The organism is Pseudochelatococcus sp. (assembly GCF_050946405.1).
Classification (GTDB): domain Bacteria; phylum Pseudomonadota; class Alphaproteobacteria; order Rhizobiales; family Beijerinckiaceae; genus Pseudochelatococcus.
Genome location: NZ_JBMNUS010000001.1, coordinates 1 through 16,563 on the forward strand (window position 1 = coordinate 1; position 16,563 = coordinate 16,563).

General features: G+C 63.9%; 16 protein-coding genes and 1 pseudogene. 12 read left to right on the forward strand and 5 right to left on the reverse strand.

The window, feature by feature from the left end; genetic code table 11:
• Positions 1–114, forward strand: a pseudogene (locus ACOYJQ_RS00005) (IS5/IS1182 family transposase); the annotation flags it as partial.
• A gap of 354 nt (positions 115–468) precedes the next feature.
• On the opposite strand, the gene ACOYJQ_RS00010 reads toward ACOYJQ_RS00005, so the two are convergent.
• The gene (locus ACOYJQ_RS00010; RefSeq protein WP_433455287.1) at positions 469–744 is read right to left on the reverse strand and encodes a DUF1153 domain-containing protein; all 276 of its coding nucleotides are present in this window, start codon (positions 742–744) and stop codon (positions 469–471) included.
• Positions 745–1,259: 515 nt separating this feature from the next.
• Between ACOYJQ_RS00010 and mnmA the strand changes: the two genes are divergently transcribed.
• The 6 genes from mnmA (at position 1,260) to ACOYJQ_RS00040 (ending at position 5,262) form a co-directional block, all read left to right on the forward strand.
• The gene (gene mnmA, locus ACOYJQ_RS00015; protein ID WP_433456367.1) at positions 1,260–2,456 is read left to right on the forward strand and encodes a tRNA 2-thiouridine(34) synthase MnmA; all 1,197 of its coding nucleotides are present in this window, start codon (positions 1,260–1,262) and stop codon (positions 2,454–2,456) included.
• A complete protein-coding gene (locus tag ACOYJQ_RS00020) occupies positions 2,457–3,107 on the forward strand; it encodes a class I SAM-dependent methyltransferase (RefSeq protein WP_433455289.1) in 651 nt (216 codons plus the stop codon).
• A 68-nt stretch (positions 3,108–3,175) separates the two neighbouring features.
• A complete protein-coding gene (locus ACOYJQ_RS00025) occupies positions 3,176–3,688 on the forward strand; it encodes an HPP family protein (RefSeq protein WP_433455291.1) in 513 nt (170 codons plus the stop codon).
• Between the two features lie 3 nt (positions 3,689–3,691).
• Complete coding sequence (gene folB, locus ACOYJQ_RS00030) at positions 3,692–4,099, forward strand: dihydroneopterin aldolase (RefSeq protein WP_433455293.1); 408 nt, start codon at positions 3,692–3,694, stop codon at positions 4,097–4,099.
• Positions 4,100–4,103: 4 nt separating this feature from the next.
• Positions 4,104–4,583, forward strand: a complete 480-nt coding sequence (gene folK / locus ACOYJQ_RS00035; RefSeq protein WP_433455295.1) for a 2-amino-4-hydroxy-6-hydroxymethyldihydropteridine diphosphokinase — start codon at positions 4,104–4,106, stop codon at positions 4,581–4,583.
• Between the two features lie 289 nt (positions 4,584–4,872).
• The gene (locus ACOYJQ_RS00040; protein WP_433455297.1) at positions 4,873–5,262 is read left to right on the forward strand and encodes a c-type cytochrome; all 390 of its coding nucleotides are present in this window, start codon (positions 4,873–4,875) and stop codon (positions 5,260–5,262) included.
• A gap of 79 nt (positions 5,263–5,341) precedes the next feature.
• Here ACOYJQ_RS00040 and ACOYJQ_RS00045 read toward each other — a convergent pair whose 3' ends face one another.
• Both ACOYJQ_RS00045 and nspC read right to left on the reverse strand, forming a co-directional pair.
• Positions 5,342–6,622 carry a saccharopine dehydrogenase family protein gene (locus ACOYJQ_RS00045; RefSeq protein ID WP_433455299.1) on the reverse strand — a complete coding sequence of 427 codons (1,281 nt, stop codon included), beginning with the start codon at positions 6,620–6,622 and terminating at the stop codon, positions 5,342–5,344.
• 53 nt (positions 6,623–6,675) lie between these two features.
• On the reverse strand, positions 6,676–7,776 hold the full coding sequence (gene nspC, locus ACOYJQ_RS00050; RefSeq protein WP_433456369.1) for a carboxynorspermidine decarboxylase: 1,101 nt from the start codon (positions 7,774–7,776) through the stop codon (positions 6,676–6,678).
• A gap of 635 nt (positions 7,777–8,411) precedes the next feature.
• Here nspC and ACOYJQ_RS00055 point away from each other — a divergent pair.
• The 5 genes from ACOYJQ_RS00055 to ACOYJQ_RS00075 all read left to right on the forward strand — a co-directional run bounded on the left by ACOYJQ_RS00055 (position 8,412) and on the right by ACOYJQ_RS00075 (position 13,740).
• The gene (locus tag ACOYJQ_RS00055) at positions 8,412–8,723 is read left to right on the forward strand and encodes a DUF2794 domain-containing protein (RefSeq protein WP_433456371.1); all 312 of its coding nucleotides are present in this window, start codon (positions 8,412–8,414) and stop codon (positions 8,721–8,723) included.
• 191 nt (positions 8,724–8,914) lie between these two features.
• The gene (locus ACOYJQ_RS00060) at positions 8,915–9,865 is read left to right on the forward strand and encodes a glycosyltransferase (RefSeq protein ID WP_433455301.1); all 951 of its coding nucleotides are present in this window, start codon (positions 8,915–8,917) and stop codon (positions 9,863–9,865) included.
• Position 9,866: 1 nt separating this feature from the next.
• Positions 9,867–11,918, forward strand: coding sequence for a hypothetical protein (locus tag ACOYJQ_RS00065; protein ID WP_433455303.1), 2,052 nt, complete (start codon positions 9,867–9,869; stop codon positions 11,916–11,918).
• 227 nt (positions 11,919–12,145) lie between these two features.
• On the forward strand, positions 12,146–13,198 hold the full coding sequence (locus tag ACOYJQ_RS00070; protein WP_433456373.1) for an aldo/keto reductase: 1,053 nt from the start codon (positions 12,146–12,148) through the stop codon (positions 13,196–13,198).
• Between the two features lie 194 nt (positions 13,199–13,392).
• Positions 13,393–13,740: a YkvA family protein gene (locus tag ACOYJQ_RS00075; RefSeq protein ID WP_433456375.1), complete on the forward strand. Its 348-nt coding sequence runs from the start codon at positions 13,393–13,395 to the stop codon at positions 13,738–13,740.
• Positions 13,741–13,778: 38 nt separating this feature from the next.
• On the opposite strand, the gene ACOYJQ_RS00080 is transcribed toward ACOYJQ_RS00075, so the two are convergent.
• Both ACOYJQ_RS00080 and ACOYJQ_RS00085 read right to left on the reverse strand, forming a co-directional pair.
• Positions 13,779–15,029, reverse strand: a complete 1,251-nt coding sequence (locus ACOYJQ_RS00080) for an acetate/propionate family kinase (protein ID WP_433455305.1) — start codon at positions 15,027–15,029, stop codon at positions 13,779–13,781.
• A gap of 105 nt (positions 15,030–15,134) precedes the next feature.
• Entirely contained in the window at positions 15,135–16,556 is a 1,422-nt protein-coding gene (locus ACOYJQ_RS00085) for a bifunctional enoyl-CoA hydratase/phosphate acetyltransferase (RefSeq protein ID WP_433455307.1), read from the reverse strand.
• Positions 16,557–16,563 lie beyond the last annotated feature (7 nt).

Here is a 16,563-nt window from a genome sequence, read left to right on the forward strand (position 1 = left end):
ATGTTCTGCCGCCTCAAGGATTTCAGGCGCATCGCAACCAGATACGACAAGCTGGCCAGAAACTATCTCGCTTCTCTATGCCTCGCGGCGCTCGTCACATGCTGGTTGCGTTGAGTCTCGACCCTAGAGCAGTCTGCGTTCAAATCGATCCATCGAATTGGATGCAAGTTGCGGTAAAATATAGAGTTTAGAGCGGCGTGACGATTCCACTTGAATGCACGCCGCTCTAACGGAAACGCAAAAATGGCCAGCGGACCAATCGTCCGGCTGGCCATGTTGCTTTGATCGCCTGTTCGCCGCATCGAAAAATGCTCCGGGGTTCTTTCCTCGGAGCGGCTCCCGATCGATCGGATGATTCCATCCGGCTGGAAGGCGTTCTTTCCGTAAGGCGGTCCCGTTTCTTCGCTTTCGTGCAGTATTCGGCAAGCCGTTTCGCCCGTTGTCGCGCAGGCCGGCGGCTGCATCGCCCTATTGGCGGTAATGCTGGATGCGCGTGGTGCGCAGCCCGGCAAGGCCGTGCTCGTCGATGGATTGCTGCCAGCTCAGAAATTCCTCAACCGTGAGGGTGTAACGCTGGCAGGCTTCCTCCAGGCTGAGAAGGCCGCCGCGGACGGCCGCCACCACCTCGGCCTTGCGCCGGATGACCCACCGCTTGGTGGATGTCGGCGGAAGATCTGCGATCGTCAACGGACTGCCGTCCGGTCCGATGACGTATTTTGCACGCGGGCGAAAAAGTTCGGTCATTGATACGCTCACAAAATTTCTGACTGACCCAGTTCGACAGATCCGACAGGAGCGATCCGGTGCAACGGGCTTTCCCGACCGATCCATGTCGATCCGTGACGCTAAGGGGTTCCCTTTAAGAATTGCCTAAAGGCTGCGCCCATGCTTTCGCTTGCGCCGGCGGGCCGGAAAGATGGATAATGCCCTGTTGCCGGCTGCGCCCGCGTCGCGGGACGGGAGCGGTTTCGCATCGCGGGGCTGGCGGGAACCGCATGGCGCGAGTATCTGTGACGCGAGTATCTGTGGCGCGAGTATCTGGAGTCGGTCGGTTTGGGCAAATCCTCACCCTGCCCATGGTCGCCGGCGGCCTCCAGAGCGGTCGGCCTGCGGGCCTCAGTCGGAGAATAGCGCGCAAACCACTCTGATTGATGTATTTTTCGCATCTTGCATTCAATCTGGTACTCAAATTGAGCGCAAACTGCTATAGGAGCGGCGACGCGCGCATCCGCGAGGGTGCGCAAAAGGCGGAAGTGATGTTGAACAGTCTTGATCTGCCCACGGCCCCGCGCGACACGCGGGTCGTCGTGGCGATGTCCGGTGGCGTCGATTCCTCGGTGGTCGCGGCCATGCTGGCCCGCGAAGGCTACGATGTGATCGGCATCACCCTCCAGCTCTACGACCACGGCGCGGCCATCCATCGCAAGGGCGCATGCTGCGCCGGGCAGGACATTCACGACGCGCGCCGGGTGGCGGAGCGAATCGGCATTCCGCATTATGTGCTCGACTACGAATCGCGTTTTCGCGATGCGGTCATCGAGCGCTTCGCCGACAGCTATCTCAACGGTGAAACCCCGATCCCCTGCGTGGAATGCAACCGGTCGATCAAGTTCACCGAACTGCTGGACACCGCGCGCGACCTGGGTGCGGACGCGCTCGCCACCGGCCATTACGTCGCGAGCCGCAGGCTTCCCGGCGCGGCGGGCGGGCGGGCGCTCTATCGCGCCGCCGATCCCGACCGCGACCAGAGCTATTTTCTCTACGCCACCACGGCGGAGCAGCTTTCGCTGCTGCGCTTTCCGCTCGGCGACCTGACGAAACCGCAGACGCGGGCGCTGGCGCGCGAGTTCGGCCTCGAAATCGCCGACAAGCACGACAGTCAGGACATCTGCTTCGTTCCCAACGGCCGCTATGCGGACATCATCGAGCGGCTGCGCCCCAGGGCGGTGCTGCCGGGCGATATCGTCCATGCGGACGGGCGGGTGCTCGGCCGGCACAACGGCATCATCCATTTCACCGTCGGCCAGCGCAAGGGGCTCGGCCTTTCCACCGGGGAGCCGCTCTATGTCGTGAAGCTCGACGCCGAGAACGCGCGCGTCATCGTCGGCCCGCGCGACATGCTGGCGACGAGCGCCATCACGCTGGGCGATCTCAACTGGATCGGCGACACGCCCCTGCTGCCGGGCGACGACCCGCTCGAGGTCGCGGTGCGCGTGCGCTCCACGCGGCCGCCCCACCCGGCATTCCTGCAAATGACCGGCGACGGCCCCGTCATCACGCTGCCGGTCGCCGAAACGGGCGTCGCGCCGGGGCAGGCGTGCGTCATCTATGAAAACAACGAGCCACGCGCGCGCGTTCTCGGCGGCGGCACCATCCGGCGCACGCGCTCGCCCGTTCCGCTCGCGGTGCCGCCCGTCACCGCCTCCCCGCTCGCAACCGTAACGGAAACCTTGTGAATGAGCACGATCGCCGACGGCCCCAACACCTCGCTGATGCGCAAGACCTATGCGCGCTGGGCGCCCATCTACGATTTCGTCTATGACGGCCTGACCGCTTCCGCCCGGCAGGAAGCCGTATCGGCCGCGCTCGCCTGCGGCAACAACGTTCTGGAGGCGGGCGTCGGCACCGGCCTTTCCCTCGGCGATTATCCGGCTTCCGCCAACGTCATCGGCTTCGATCTGTCGGAGCATATGCTGCGCAGGGCGCAGGACAAGGTGGCGAAGAACGGGCTCTCCCATGTCCGCCTGCTCACGGTGATGGACGCATGCCGGCTCGGCTTTCCCGATAACGCGTTCGATTCCGTGGTGGCGCAATTCCTGATCACGCTCGTGCCGCATCCCGAAGGCGCGCTGGACGAATTCCTGCGCGTGCTGCGTCCCGGCGGCGAGATCATCCTGGCCAACCATTTCGGCGTCGCCGACGGCCCGATCGCCCGCGCCGAGGAAGCCGTCGCGCCGGCGGTGCGCAAGCTGGGCTGGAGCTCGGCCTTCAAGACGCACCGCATCGAGGCCTGGGCGGAACGGCACCCTGACGCGACGCTGATCGAGGTGCGCCCCGCCTTTCCGATGGGCTTCTTCAAGATCATCCGGGTGCGCAAGCAGGGCTGACCGCCCGACAGGCTCCGGGCCATTTCAACGCCGTGAAAGAAATTGCCGTATCCAGGCGAGGCCCCTTCATGCATCGTCCCGTGTTCGATTATCTGGTGAGACTGCGCGCCTATCCCGCGATACGGCGAACGCAGGAGGGCCTTGCGATCGGCGGATGCAGCGCGCTCGTCATCTTCACGCTGGCGAGCATCGGGCAGCATGCCCATCTGCTGCTGGTGATGGCGTCTTTCGGCGCATCGTGCGTGCTGGTGCTGACGCTGCCCCAGAGCCCGCTCGCACAGCCGCGCAATGTCATCGGCGGGCATCTGCTCTCCGCCGCATCCGGTCTCGTGGCGTTGTGGCTGTTCGGGCAGACGCCCCTGTCGATGGCGGCGGGCGTGGGCCTGGCAATCCTGGCCATGGCGATCACCGGCACGCTGCATCCGCCGGGCGCGGGCAATCCCGTTCTCGTCATTGGCGGTGGCCACGGCCCGTGGTATCTCGTCACCCCCGTGGCGGCCGGCGCCATCGTCATCGTCGTTTTCGCCCTGCTGTATCACCGGCTCATCTCGGGGCATGTCTATCCGGTACGGAAAGTCTGATCATTGTCCAGCAACCCGCAATCTCCCGGCGCTTCCCTTCCCGCCGACCGCATCATCGTCAGCCGCATCGCTCTCTTCGCCTATCACGGCCTGCACGATGAGGAGGCGCGGCTCGGGCAGCGCTTCTTCGTCTCGCTCGATGTCGGGCTCGATCTGCGCGAGGCGGGGCGCAACGACGACTGGAACAGCACGGCCTGCTACGCCCGGATGACGGAAACCGTGCAACAGGTCGCCACCGCGCAGCGTTTCCACATCATCGAGGGGCTGGCGGAGGCCATCGCCTCCGCCCTTCTGGCGACGATCCCGCGCATCGTGCGCGCTACCGTGCGCGTCGAAAAGCCGGCCGCGCCGGTGCCCGCCGTTCTCGATACCGTCGCCGTGGAGATCACCCGCATTCGTGCGGGGGCGTGAGGCGATGACGGCGCGCGCCTATCTCGGCCTCGGCAGCAACATGGGCGACAAACGCGCCATGATCGCCGAGGCGCTGGCGCGGCTCGCATCCGTTCCCGGCATCGCGCTGGTCGCCCGGTCGCGCGACTACCGCACCGCGCCATGGGGCGACACCGATCAGGACTGGTTCGTGAACGCCTGCGCCGCCGTCGATACCGACCTGCCCCCGCATGCGCTGCTGGAAGCATGCCTTTCGGTTGAAAGCGCGATGGGCCGCGAGCGCACGCGCAAATGGGGGCCGCGCATCATCGACATCGATCTGCTCGATTATGCCGGCCGGACGATCGACAGCGACACGCTGACCCTGCCCCATCCGTATCTCCTCGAACGCGCTTTCGTTCTCGTTCCGCTGGCGGAGATCGCGGAAGGGCTTCGCGTCGCCGGCCATGACATCGCCGCACACGCCGCGACGATGGCCGATCCGAACGTGGCGCCCATCGCCTGAAGCGGGATGCATTCAAGGGGAATCGTCACGCCGCTCTCAATTCCATATTCCACCGCAACTCGCGTTCAATGCGACGGATCGACCTGAACGCAAACTGCCTAGGGCATTTCGGCGTTTCGTTGAAACGCCGAAATGCCCTATCTTATTGACTTTACGCGTTTTCTTCACGCAAAGCGGTATCCACTTTGCTTGAAAACGCTTTAACCCCTGCGCTGATCCGCGCATTGGCGTCCGGCGCGACGATCCTTTAGAGGATTATGGTTCCTGCTCCGGGTACGATCGCATCGTCATGAGAACCTTTGTCGCCATCGTTTCGCTTTCGGCACTCGCAATCCTGATCGCTCCGGCGCGGGCGCAGGACGCCGCCGCGGGCGAGCGCCTTTTCGTCAAGTGCCGCGCCTGTCATCAGGTCGGCGAAGGGGCGCGCAATCTCGTCGGCCCGCAACTCAACGGCATCGTCGGCCGCCCCGCCGCGAGCATCGACAAATATGCGTATTCTCCCGCCATGAAGGGTTCCGGCCTGACCTGGGACGAGGAAACGCTGGCCGCCTACCTGCGCGACCCGCGCGGGAAGGTGCCGCGCAACCGCATGGTGTTTCCCGGCCTGAAGAAGGACAGCGAGATCGCCGACCTGATCGCCTATCTGAAACGGTTCGACGCCGACGGCGCGAGGCGATAGAGGCGTTCGGGGCGCCCGATGACGGCCCAAAAGAGAAAGCGGGACGCCACAGCGCCCCGCTTCCCTGAACCCGATCGCGTCACGCGCCGCCGGCGACGCTCCAGCGGCCGTCTTCCGCCTGCGTGAAATCCAGCGGGCGGTCGCCTTTCTCGTCCCGGATACGATTCGGCAGGCCGATGCGGTTCAGCAGATCGAGGAACGGGTGCGGCGGCAGTTCCTCGACATTGACCTGCCGCTTCACGTCCCACGCGCCGGTGGCGACCAGCATCGCCGCCGCGACGGGCGGCACGCCGGCCGTGTAGGAAATCGCCTGGCTGCCGACTTCCTCATACGATTCCTTGTGGTCGCAGATCTGGTAGATGAAGATCTCGCGCGCCGCGCCGTCCTTCGTGCCCTTCACCAGATCGCCGATGCAGGTCTTGCCGACATAATCGGGCGCAAGCGACGAGGGATCGGGCAGCACCGCCTTCACCACCTTGAGCGGCACGACTTCCAGCCCTTCGGCCGTCTTCACCGGCTGCTCGGACAGCAGGCCGAGATTTTTCAGCACCGTGAAGACATTGATATAATGCTCGCCGAAGCCCATCCAGAAGCGGATATCCTTCACCGGCAGGTTGCGGGAGAGCGAATGAAGCTCGTCATGGCCGGAGAGATACGTCGTCTGCGCGCCTACCACGGGCAGGTCGTCTGTACGGCTGATCTCGAACATCCGGTTCGTCTGCCACGCGCCGTTCTGCCACGAATAGACCTGGCCCGTGAACTCCCGGAAATTGATCTCGGGGTCGAAGTTGGTGGCGAAATAGCGCCCGTGGCTGCCGTCGTTGATATCGATGATGTCGATCGAATCGACGTGATCGAAATAATCCGCAACGGCGAGCGCGGCATAGGCGTTGACGACGCCGGGATCGAAGCCCGCGCCATGGATGGCGGTGATGCCCTTCTCGGCGCATTCCTGCGCGTGATGCCACTCGTAATTGGCGTACCACGGCGGCGTTTCGCAGATCTTCGCCGGGTCCTCATGAATGGCCGTGTCGATGTAGGCGACGCCGGTGTCGATAGCCGCGCGCAGCACCGACATGTTGATGAAGGCAGAGCCAACGTTGATGACGATCTGCACGCCCGTCTCGCGGATCAGCGCCTTCGTCGCCTCGATGTCGAGCGCGTCGAGCGCGTGCGCCTTCAGCACGCCGGGCACCTTCAGGCTGCCCTTTTCCCTGACGCTCGCGATGATCGCCTCACATTTCGCGACGCTGCGCGAAGCGATATGAAGCTCGCCGAGAACGTCGTTGTTCTGGGCGGCCTTGTGGGCGACGACCTGTGCTACACCTCCAGCACCAATGATGAGGACATTCTTTTTCATTTCACGCGGGGTTCTCCGTTTTCGTGGGGTAAACTGCGATATTCGCGGCGCTCTCAGGAGAGATTGCCGGCGAAATCCTCAAAGCCGAACTCCCTGACGACATCCAGCGTGCCGTCGAGCTGGCGAACGACGATCGACGGCATCTTGACGCCGTTGAACCAGTTCTTCTTGACCATCGTATAACCGGCCGCATCCTCGATGGACAGCCTGTCGCCGGCCTGAAGCGGCGCCTCGAAGCTGAACTCGCCGAAGATATCGCCGGCAAGGCACGACTTGCCGCACACCTGATAGATGTGCGCGCCGTCGTTCGGCTTCATCTTCGCGCTCAGCCGGTAGATCAGCAGGTCGAGCATGTGCGCCTCGACCGAGCTGTCGACGATGGCGAGGTTCTTGCCGTTGAACAGGGTGTCGAGCACCGTCACCTCCAGCGTGGTGCTGTTGGTGATGGCGGCCTCGCCGGGCTCCAGATAGACCTGCACGCCGAACCTGTCGGCGAACGCCTTCAACCGGTCCGCGAAGGCATCGACCGGATAGCCCTCGCCGGTGAAATGGATGCCGCCGCCGAGGCTCACCCAGTCGAGCCGTCCGAGCAGCGCGCCGTAGCGCGCCTCGATCTCCCCCAGCATCCGGTCGAACAGCGGGAAATCGGCATTCTCGCAATTGTTGTGAATCATGAAGCCGGAGATCCGCTCCATCACGGCTTCCACTTTCTCCACGTCCCATTCGCCCAGACGGCTGAAGGGGCGCGCGGGATCGGCCAGCGTGAAGCCGGAGCTGCTGACGCCGGGATTGACCCGCAGGCCCTGCCGCACGCCGCGCGCCGCCGCCCGCGCCGAAAAGCGCGTGAGCTGCCCGATGGAGTTGAAAATGATCTTGTCGGCCTGCGCGAGAACCCCGTCGATCTCGTGATCGGCATAAGCCACGCTGTAGGCATGGGTTTCGCCGCCGAATTTCTCGCGGCCCAAACGTGCCTCGTACAGCGAGGAAGACGTCGTCCCGTCCATGTACTCGCGCATCAGATCGAACACCGACCAGGTGGCAAAGCATTTCAAAGCCAGCAAAGCTTTTGCCCCGGACCTCTCGCGCAATCTGGCTATTACTTCCATATTGCGAAGAAGTTTTTCCTTATCTATCAGGTAATACGGTGTCCGGATATCCGATCTGCGGTTCAATTCCACATCCTTGCGGTTGAGAAGTGTTGCGGCGCACAAGGCCGCTTTTTGCCTGTTCTGGAGAAGATCCAGCAAGCGCAGCCGCTGTTTTATATTCCAATCGCCTGAAACTCAAGGACGAATTGAAAAACAGCCCGTGAGGCCCGCGAAACGGGCCTTGCGCCGGGTTCATCAAATGCGGAGAAGAGATCGGGAGGGGGAGATCCGTCGCATCCAGATGGCCCGACTTGCGCCCTGCCGAAGGGGCTGGGGGGCTATGAAACTCGGCACAGCGAACAGCCGGGCCACCTGGATGACGATGCCGACTATCGCGGGCGATTGGGGCGGCATCGCGGCGAAGCCTTGCCCGCGACGGGGCAATATCGGGGCATTTCACCGCCGCATCCGGCGCATCATGGCGGGGCGCTTTGGCGCTTGCATGTGGCCGCCGCGACGGCCATCATGACAGCGGTGAGACAGCGACACCCTTGATGCCGTCGTTTTCAGGGCGGGAGAGGCGATTGAGCGGGACGGACGGCGAGGATGCCGGACAAGACGAGGATTCGCAGGGCAGTCGCCGGGCGGAGACCGGCGGCGCGGTCGTATCCCTGAGGGCGCGCGCGGAAGCGCCGCCGCCCATGGCGGCAGAGCCCTCCGCGGTCACTTTCGACCAGGGCGAACTACGGCTGATCTTCGGGCTTTACGGACGCAAGGTCGCCGGCGGGGAATGGCGCGACTACGCTCTGGATTTCCTGCGCGACAGGGCGGTGTTTTCCATATACCGGCGCTCGTCCGAAGTGCCGCTTTACAGAGTCGAGAAGACGCCGCGCCTTGCGCGCAAACAGGGGCAATATGCCGCAATCGCGGCTTCCGGCCTCATTCTCAAGCGCGGGGCGGATCTCGCCCGCGTGCTCGCGGCGCTGGACCGACCTCTGAAGATCGTGCGCTGACGCACGCATCCGCAGCAACCGAAAAATCGATTCAACCAAGGATACCACGCGGCCGGCGCAATAACCGGTCGAGGGCGTACAGCGCCCTTTACATGCCGTGTGCTTCATATTATTAGCAATATAATGGATGCAGCGTGAATCTCAAATAATTAATACGTGATTCAGGCATCATTTCAGGTGGAGATGTTTTTATGTCTTTAAGTGGAAACAATAGCGATTACCACAAAATCGCTGTCCTCCTGCCCTGTTACAATGAAGCCGCATCGATCAACTCCGTGGTGGAGAGTTTTCGAAAAGCTCTGCCTCACGCTGTCATTTATGTTTACGATAACAACTCTTCCGACGATACCGCCGACATCGCGCGCCGGGCCGGCGCGACCGTCAGACGCGAGACGCGGCAGGGCAAGGGCAACGTGCTGCGGCGGATGTTCGCCGACATCGAGGCGGATATCTACGTTCTGGCCGATGGCGACGGCACCTATGACGCCAGTGCCGCGCCGATGCTGATCGACAGGCTGATCGAGGATCGGCTGGATCTCGTCAACGGCTCCCGCGTTTCGACGGCCTCGCATGCGTACAGGCCCGGGCACAAGCTGGGCAACTACGTGTTGACGAAGCTCGTCAGCGTCATCTTCGGGCGTCAATTCCAGGACATGCTTTCGGGCTACAAGGTTTTTTCGCGCCGTTTCGTCAAATCCTTCCCTGCTCTGTCGCGCGGTTTCGAAACCGAGACGGAACTGGCCGTTCACGCGCTCGAACTGCGCATGCCGTGCACGGAGGTGGAGACGGAATATGGCGAGCGGCCGGCGAACTCAACCAGCAAGCTGCGCACCTATCGCGACGGTTTTCGCATCCTGATGCTGATCGCCAAACTGGTGAAGGACGAACGGCCGCTGTGGTTCTTCGGCTTCCTGGGTCTGCTCGGCATGGGGATCGGCGTCGGCTTCGGCGTGTCGGTCATCGGGGAATATCTCGCGACCGGGCTGGTGCCGCGCCTGCCGACGGCCGTGCTGAGCATCGGCCTCGTGCTTACCGGTATCATATCCTTCTTTACCGGCATGATGCTCGACATGCTCACGCAAAGCCGGCAGGAGATCAAGCGCCTCGCCTACCTTTCCCTGCCCCCGCTGCCGGCGGAATGACATGAGCGGATCGTCGTCGTCGCCACGGGATCGCCAATCCTGGCGGTCCGACCTTGCGATCGCCGTCCTGGTATGGCTGGTCGCGGCAACCGGCCTGTCCGTCTTCACCTGGTGGCGCGGGCAGGACATCAACTACGACCTGATGAACTATCACAGGTTCACCACCGCGGCCGCGCTGTCGGAGGAGCCGTTCCGCCATATCGCCGGTTTGCAGCAGTTCCTCAATCCGTTTCTCTATCTGCCGCATTTCGTGCTCAACGCCATGATGTCGCCGTTCAGGGCGGCGGTGGCCATCACCTGGATTCAGGCGCTCAACATTCCGCTGCTCTACATCATGAGCCTTCTGGTTCTGAAGGGCGCGGACATATCCCTGCCGGCGCGCCGCGTCATGGCGCTTCTCGGGGCCGCGGCCGGCGTGTTCGGGCCGATGTTCCTGACGGAAACGGGCAGCTCCTTCGCCGACAGCCTGGCGTCGCTGCCGATTCTGGCCGGCCTGTGCCTGCTGCTGATCGCGACCGACACGCCCGATCGGCGCACGGCGCTGTTGTTCGGCGCGGGTTTGCTGTTCGGCGTATCGGTCGGTCTGAAGTTGACCAACGCGGGTTTCGCCCTCGGTGCCGTCGTCGCCCTGCTGGCCATCGCCGGCTGGCGCGCGCGGTTCCCCGCCTTCGCCGCTCTTGCGTCGGGCGGCGCGCTCGGCGGCGTGATGGCCAACGGCTACTGGAGCCATCAACTCTGGCGCCATTTCGGCAGTCCGATTTTTCCCTTCTATAACAGCATCTTCAAATCCCCCTTCTACCCGCCGGAGAATACGGTCGACCGCCGCTTTCTGCCCGAGGGCCTGGCGGATGCGCTCTCCTATCCTTTCCAGTGGGTCGTCGGGCTGCATCCGTCTTCGGAACTGCCCTTCCGGGACCTGCGCTTCGCGGTGCTGTCCGTTCTGCTGGTCGCGCTGCTGGCCGTTTCGCTGTGGCGTGTCGCAAGGGCGCAAGCCGGCGGGATATCGCAAGGGACTTTGCCCGCAGCCGCGTCTTTCCGCGGAAGGTCTGCCGCCCTGGTGCTGTTCAGCGTGACGGGCTACGGGCTGTGGATCGGCCTGTTCGCCATCCAGCGCTACCTGACGCCCATCGAACTCATCGCCGGGCCGGCGCTGATCGCCATGCTTGTGCTCCTGCGTATTCCGGCGCGGGTGCTGGCGGTGGCGGCGGGTTCGCTGATGATCGCGATCGGCGCGTGGACCAGACCGAGCGATTTCGGTCATTCCGTCTGGACCTATGACGTAACCCGCACCCATCTGCCGGCGGAAATTCTGGACTCGAACGGCATCTTTCTGCTTCTCGGCGATCCGACGACCTACGTGATCGCCGATTTCGGCGACCGGACGCGCTTCTTCAACATCGGCATGATCCCCGATCCCGGCAACCGGATGGGCGACCTGTTCCGGGATGCGCTGGCCCGTCATGACGGACCGGTCTACTCCATTCAGGGCGAACCGATGTCGAAGCGCACGCTGGATTTCCTCAACGCCTTCCGCTTGCGTCAGGATGGCATCGACTGCCGTCATTTCGGGACGGACATCGGGGCGCGTGTCGTGGGGCTCGGCCTTTGCTCCGTCACCGCCAACCCGCGCGCGACGGACACCACGGCCATGACCTATCCGCTCGGCCGGGTCATTGCCTTCGCCGGGCCGCATCGAAACAGCGTTTTCTACGAAGTTTCCGGTTGGGGCGCGGAAACGGCGGCGGGACGGGCCTGGGCGCAGGACGCGAGAAGCGTTCGCATGCACTTCGAAATCGCCGACCGCCCGCCGCCGCGCATGCTGGCAACCATGCGCTTTGCCGCGCCCGTCGACCGCTGTAACATCGAGATCGCCCTCAACAAGATCGAGATCAAGGCCGATTTCGAGCGCGGCGACTGCATCGATGACGTATTGTCGTTCTCCGTCAGCGATAACATGATCGCGCCTTCGGGCGAGTTCGATCTTCATTTCAGCCTGAAACACCCGGTCAGCGCGCCTGTCATCGCCAGCACGTTTCGTCTGGTGCCCCGATAGCGCTGGAAGCACCGCTGTTTCGCGCGCGCTGAAAAATGCGTGCCGCGATGCGGTGTTTCAGGCGCATCTTGCGGAGCGGCGCGATCCGGTGTTTTATCCCCTTTATCGATCGTATGAATCAAATATCCGCGTGCTTCCCTGAAGGTCTGCGTTGGCGGGGCTGGAAAAAGCCCGGCGCCGCATGCATTCTGTCGATCCCGCGTCACGCTTCTGGAGTCACAATGTCGATACAATATCGCAAGCTCGGCCGCACGGACCTCACCATTCCCAGCATCACGCTCGGCACCATGACGTGGGGCGAGCAGAACACCGAGGCGGAAGGCCACGCCCAGCTCGATTACGCTCTGGAGCGCGGCATCAATTTTCTCGACACGGCGGAATTGTATTCCATTCCGCCCAAGCCCGAGACGCAGGGCAGCACCGAGCGCATCATCGGCACCTGGTTCAAGGCGCGCGCCAACCGCGACAAGGTCATTCTGGCGACGAAGGTGGCCGGGCGCTCGCCCAACACCTGGTTCCGCGACGATGGTTCGCCGACAGAGCTGAACCGCAAGCAGATTTTCGAAGCGGTGGACAAGAGCCTCTCCCGCTTGCAGACCGACTACATCGATCTCTACCAGCTTCATTTTCCCGATCGCGCCGTCTCGACTTTCGGCTCGGTGCCGACCATTTTTCAAGACACGCGCAACACGGTTCGGGAAAATCCGATTCCCGAAATCCTCGATGTACTCGATGATCTCGTGAAAACCGGCAAGGTGCGCTACATCGGCGTTTCGAATGAATCGCCATGGGGCCTGATGACGTTCCTGCATCACGCCGAGGTCCGTGGCCAGGCGCGCGTGCAGTCGATCCAGAACGCCTATTCGCTCGTCAACCGGGTATTCGAAACGGGGCTTGCCGAAATCTCCCTGCGAGAAGACATCGGCATGCTGGCCTATTCACCGCTGGCGCAGGGCTACCTCACCGGCAAGTATCGCGATGGCGCGCTGCCGGAGCGGTCCCGCAAGCGCCTCTTCGACCGCCTGCAACGCTACGAGAAGCCCGGCGCGGAAACGGCCATCAACGCCTATCTCGATCTGGCTGCGGAACTCGGCATCGATGCGGCGCAATTCGCGATCGCCTTCGTGCATACGCGCCCGTTCATTGCATCGACGATCATCGGCGCGACGTCGATCGCACAGTTGAAGGCCGATATCGACGCGGCCGACATCGCCATCACACCGGAGATCGAGGAGCGCATCAACGCGATCCATCAGCGCAACAGCAACCCCTGCCCCTGACGCCCCCTCCCCGACCGGTGCGCCTGCTCGCGTCAACCGCTTTTCGACGGGCATACCCTTCGAAAAGCGGTTGAGCCGCCAAATCGTCAAGGCTCACCTTGCCTTGCGGGCACGCCTCCCCCATGTCATGCACGGCATTCGAGGAGACCGCCGGAATGGAAGACCTGTTTTCCCGCCAGTTGACGAAGCAGGAAATGGACGCGATGCGCCGCACTGCGCGCGAGGAGGAGCGTGTTACACGCTCCTTCTGGAAGGCGCTGCGGCGCGTTATCCATAACGCGCCGTTCGCCGAGGATCTCGTCGCGGCCTTCTTCTGCGTGAAGGACCCTCACACACCGGCGCGGGTGCGCTATTTGCTGCTCGGCGCGCTGGGATACTTTATCCTGCCGCTCGATGCGGTGCCGGACATCCTGCCCCTTTTCGGCTACGGCGACGATATCGCCGTGCTCGCGGCGGCCTTCGGAGCGGTAGCGGGCGCCATCAAACCCGAGCATCGCGAACGTGCGCGAGAGGTTCTCGCCGACAGACAATCCATAAACTGAGGCGGGCCGAAGCGGCCCGCCCGTTTCACGCCGGCGCTTCACGCGGCGGGACGCGTGCCCGCTCCGCCGTCGATCGAGAACGCCTGGATTTCCGGGGCCGCGAGGCCGAGCACGGTCAGCGTGTGTTCGGCGATCATGAGGCCCTCGTTGGTGCGCACGATGTAGACGCGCACACGCGACAGAGGCGAGGAGATCAGGCGGGCGTTGCGGTGGTTGGCTTCCTCGTCGAGATCGATGCCGATCCACTGCATGCCTTGCAGCACGCGCTCGCGCACGCGCCAGGAGTTCTCGCCGATGCCGCCGCAGAACACCATCGCATCGAGGCCGTCGAGCGCCGCCGAAAGCGCGCCTACCTCACGGCGCACGCGGAACACGAAGTAGTCGATCGCCTCGCGCGCCTCGCGCTTGTCCGACGCTTCGAGGTCGCGCATGTCCTGCGAGATGCCGGAAAGGCCGAGAAGGCCGGATTTCGAATACAGGATCTCGCGGATTTCGGAGGACGACAGGCCCTTCTGATCCAGCAGGTAAAGCAGCACGCCGGCGTCCAGATTGCCGCAGCGGGTGCCCATCGGCAGGCCGTCGAGCGCCGAGAAACCCATCGTGGACGCGATGGAATGGCCGTAGCGCACCGCGCACATGGAAGCGCCGTTGCCCAGATGCGCGACGATCACGCGCCCTTCCGCGTCGAGCGGCGCGATCTGCCGCAGGCGGCGCGTGACATATTCATAGGATACGCCATGGAAGCCGTAGCGGCGCACGCCCTCGTTATAATACTCGCGCGGGATCGCGAACGTATCGTTGACGAAGGGGTGATTGCGGTGGAACGACGTGTCGAACACGGCCACCTGCGGCACGCCGGGGAACGCGGCCTGCGCGGCGCGGATGCCCGCGACGTTGTGCGGCTGGTGCAGGGGCGCCAGCGGCGTCAGCGATTCCAGCTCCGCGACCACCTCGTCGGTGATCTGCACCGGCTTCGTGAAGCGCACGCCGCCGTGAACCACGCGATGGCCGACAGCCACAACCTGCGTGCCGGGGAACGTATCCTCGATCCACTTGAGAATCAGATCGACGGCATGCGCATGATTCGCGATCGCGCCGCTGGCCTTGTCGAAATCCTTCTCGCCGAGCGACTGTCCTTCGCCGTCCTTGGCCGAGAAACGAGTGACCGAAGCGCCGAGGCCCTCGACCTGTCCCGTCGCCAGACTGACCGGCTTGCCTTCGGTAACGTCGAACACCACGAACTTGATGGAGGATGAGCCTGCATTCAGAACGATCAGGGTCTTGGACATGGGATATCCTTTAGCAACGCGAAAGTGAGCGGCAGGGCTGAAGCATCTGCGATGGCCGGTGCACGGAAAAAGGGCCGGTTCCCATCGGAACCGGCCCCGATCGCATCATTCCGCAGCGTCGGCGACGGCCTTTTCGGCAGGCTCGAAAGCCTTGCCGTTGCGGCGCCAGTAATCATAGAGCTGCGCCAGCGCAGCCGAAGCCAGGCGAGCGCGGTCGTTGTCGGCGCGGCTCGTGAGCATCACGGGCGCCTTGGCGCCCAGCACGAGACCGGCGGCTTCGCCGCGCGCCACGAAGGTGAGTTCCTTCGCCAGCATGTTGCCCGCCTCGAGGTTCGGCACCACGAGGATTTCGGCGCGGCCGGCCACCAGCGAGGTGATGCCCTTGGTGCGCGCAGCTTCCATATCGATGGCGTTGTCCATCGCGAGCGGGCCGTCGACGATGCCGCCACGGATCTGGCCGCGATCGGCCATCTTGGACAGCACGGCGGCGTCCAGCGTCGACGGGATGTTGACGTTGACCGTTTCCACCGCCGACAACACGCCCACGCGCGGCTCCTTGACGCCGCAGGCGATGGCCAGATCGATCGCGTTCTGGGTGATGTCAACCTTGGTCAGCAGGTCCGGCGCGATGTTGATCGCCGCATCCGAGATGAACAGCAGGTGGTCGAGGGTGGGCACGTCCATTACGAAGGTGTGGCTGATGCGGCGCGAACTGCGCAGGCCGCCGTCCTTCTTCACCACCTGGGCGAGCAGTTCGTCCGAGTGGATGTTGCCCTTCATGACGGCACGCACCTCGCCGGTGTGCACCAGTTCGACCGCCTTGGCGGCCGCCGCGCTGTGGTTCTCGATCTCGATCAGCTTGTAGCCGCTGATGTCGACGCCCAGATCCAGCGCCGCCTTCTCGATGGCCACGCGATCGCCGATCAGCACCGGAACGATCAGCCCCTTGCGGGCGGAAAGAACCGCGCCGCCGAGCGCATTGCGATCGTCCGGGCAGATGACGGCGGTCGGCATCGGCGGCAGTTGCGCCGCCACGGCCACCAGCTTGCCGAAATGGTCGTGCTCGTCGAGGATCAGTTCCGGCAGTTCGCGGGCGTCCGCCACGATGGTTTCCGTCGGCGCCTCGACTTCCGCGATGCCCTCGGCCACCAGCGAACCGTTTTCCTTCGTCACACGCGTCTCGAAGATCGCATGCGGCTTGTCGCCCTTTTCCGAGCAGCGCACGGAGGCGATGAGCTTCTCGCCCAGATGCACGCGCTCGTGGAACGCGAGGTTCTGCACCCGGTAGAGCGTGCCCGGCCCCGGCAGGCGGTTGCCCAGCACGGCCGAGATGAGCGAACCGATCCACATGGAGGGCGCAAGCGGCTGCGCCCCCTCGTTGCCCGGCAGGTTGGCCGGGTTGATGTTGCCCGTCACATGCGCGAACAGGTAGAAATCCTGCGCCGAGGCGGTGCGCTCCACCGAGGCTTCGTCGCCGACCTTGAGCTCGTCCCAGGTCGTGTTGCGAACCGTGGTCACTTCCGTCATGCTCGTG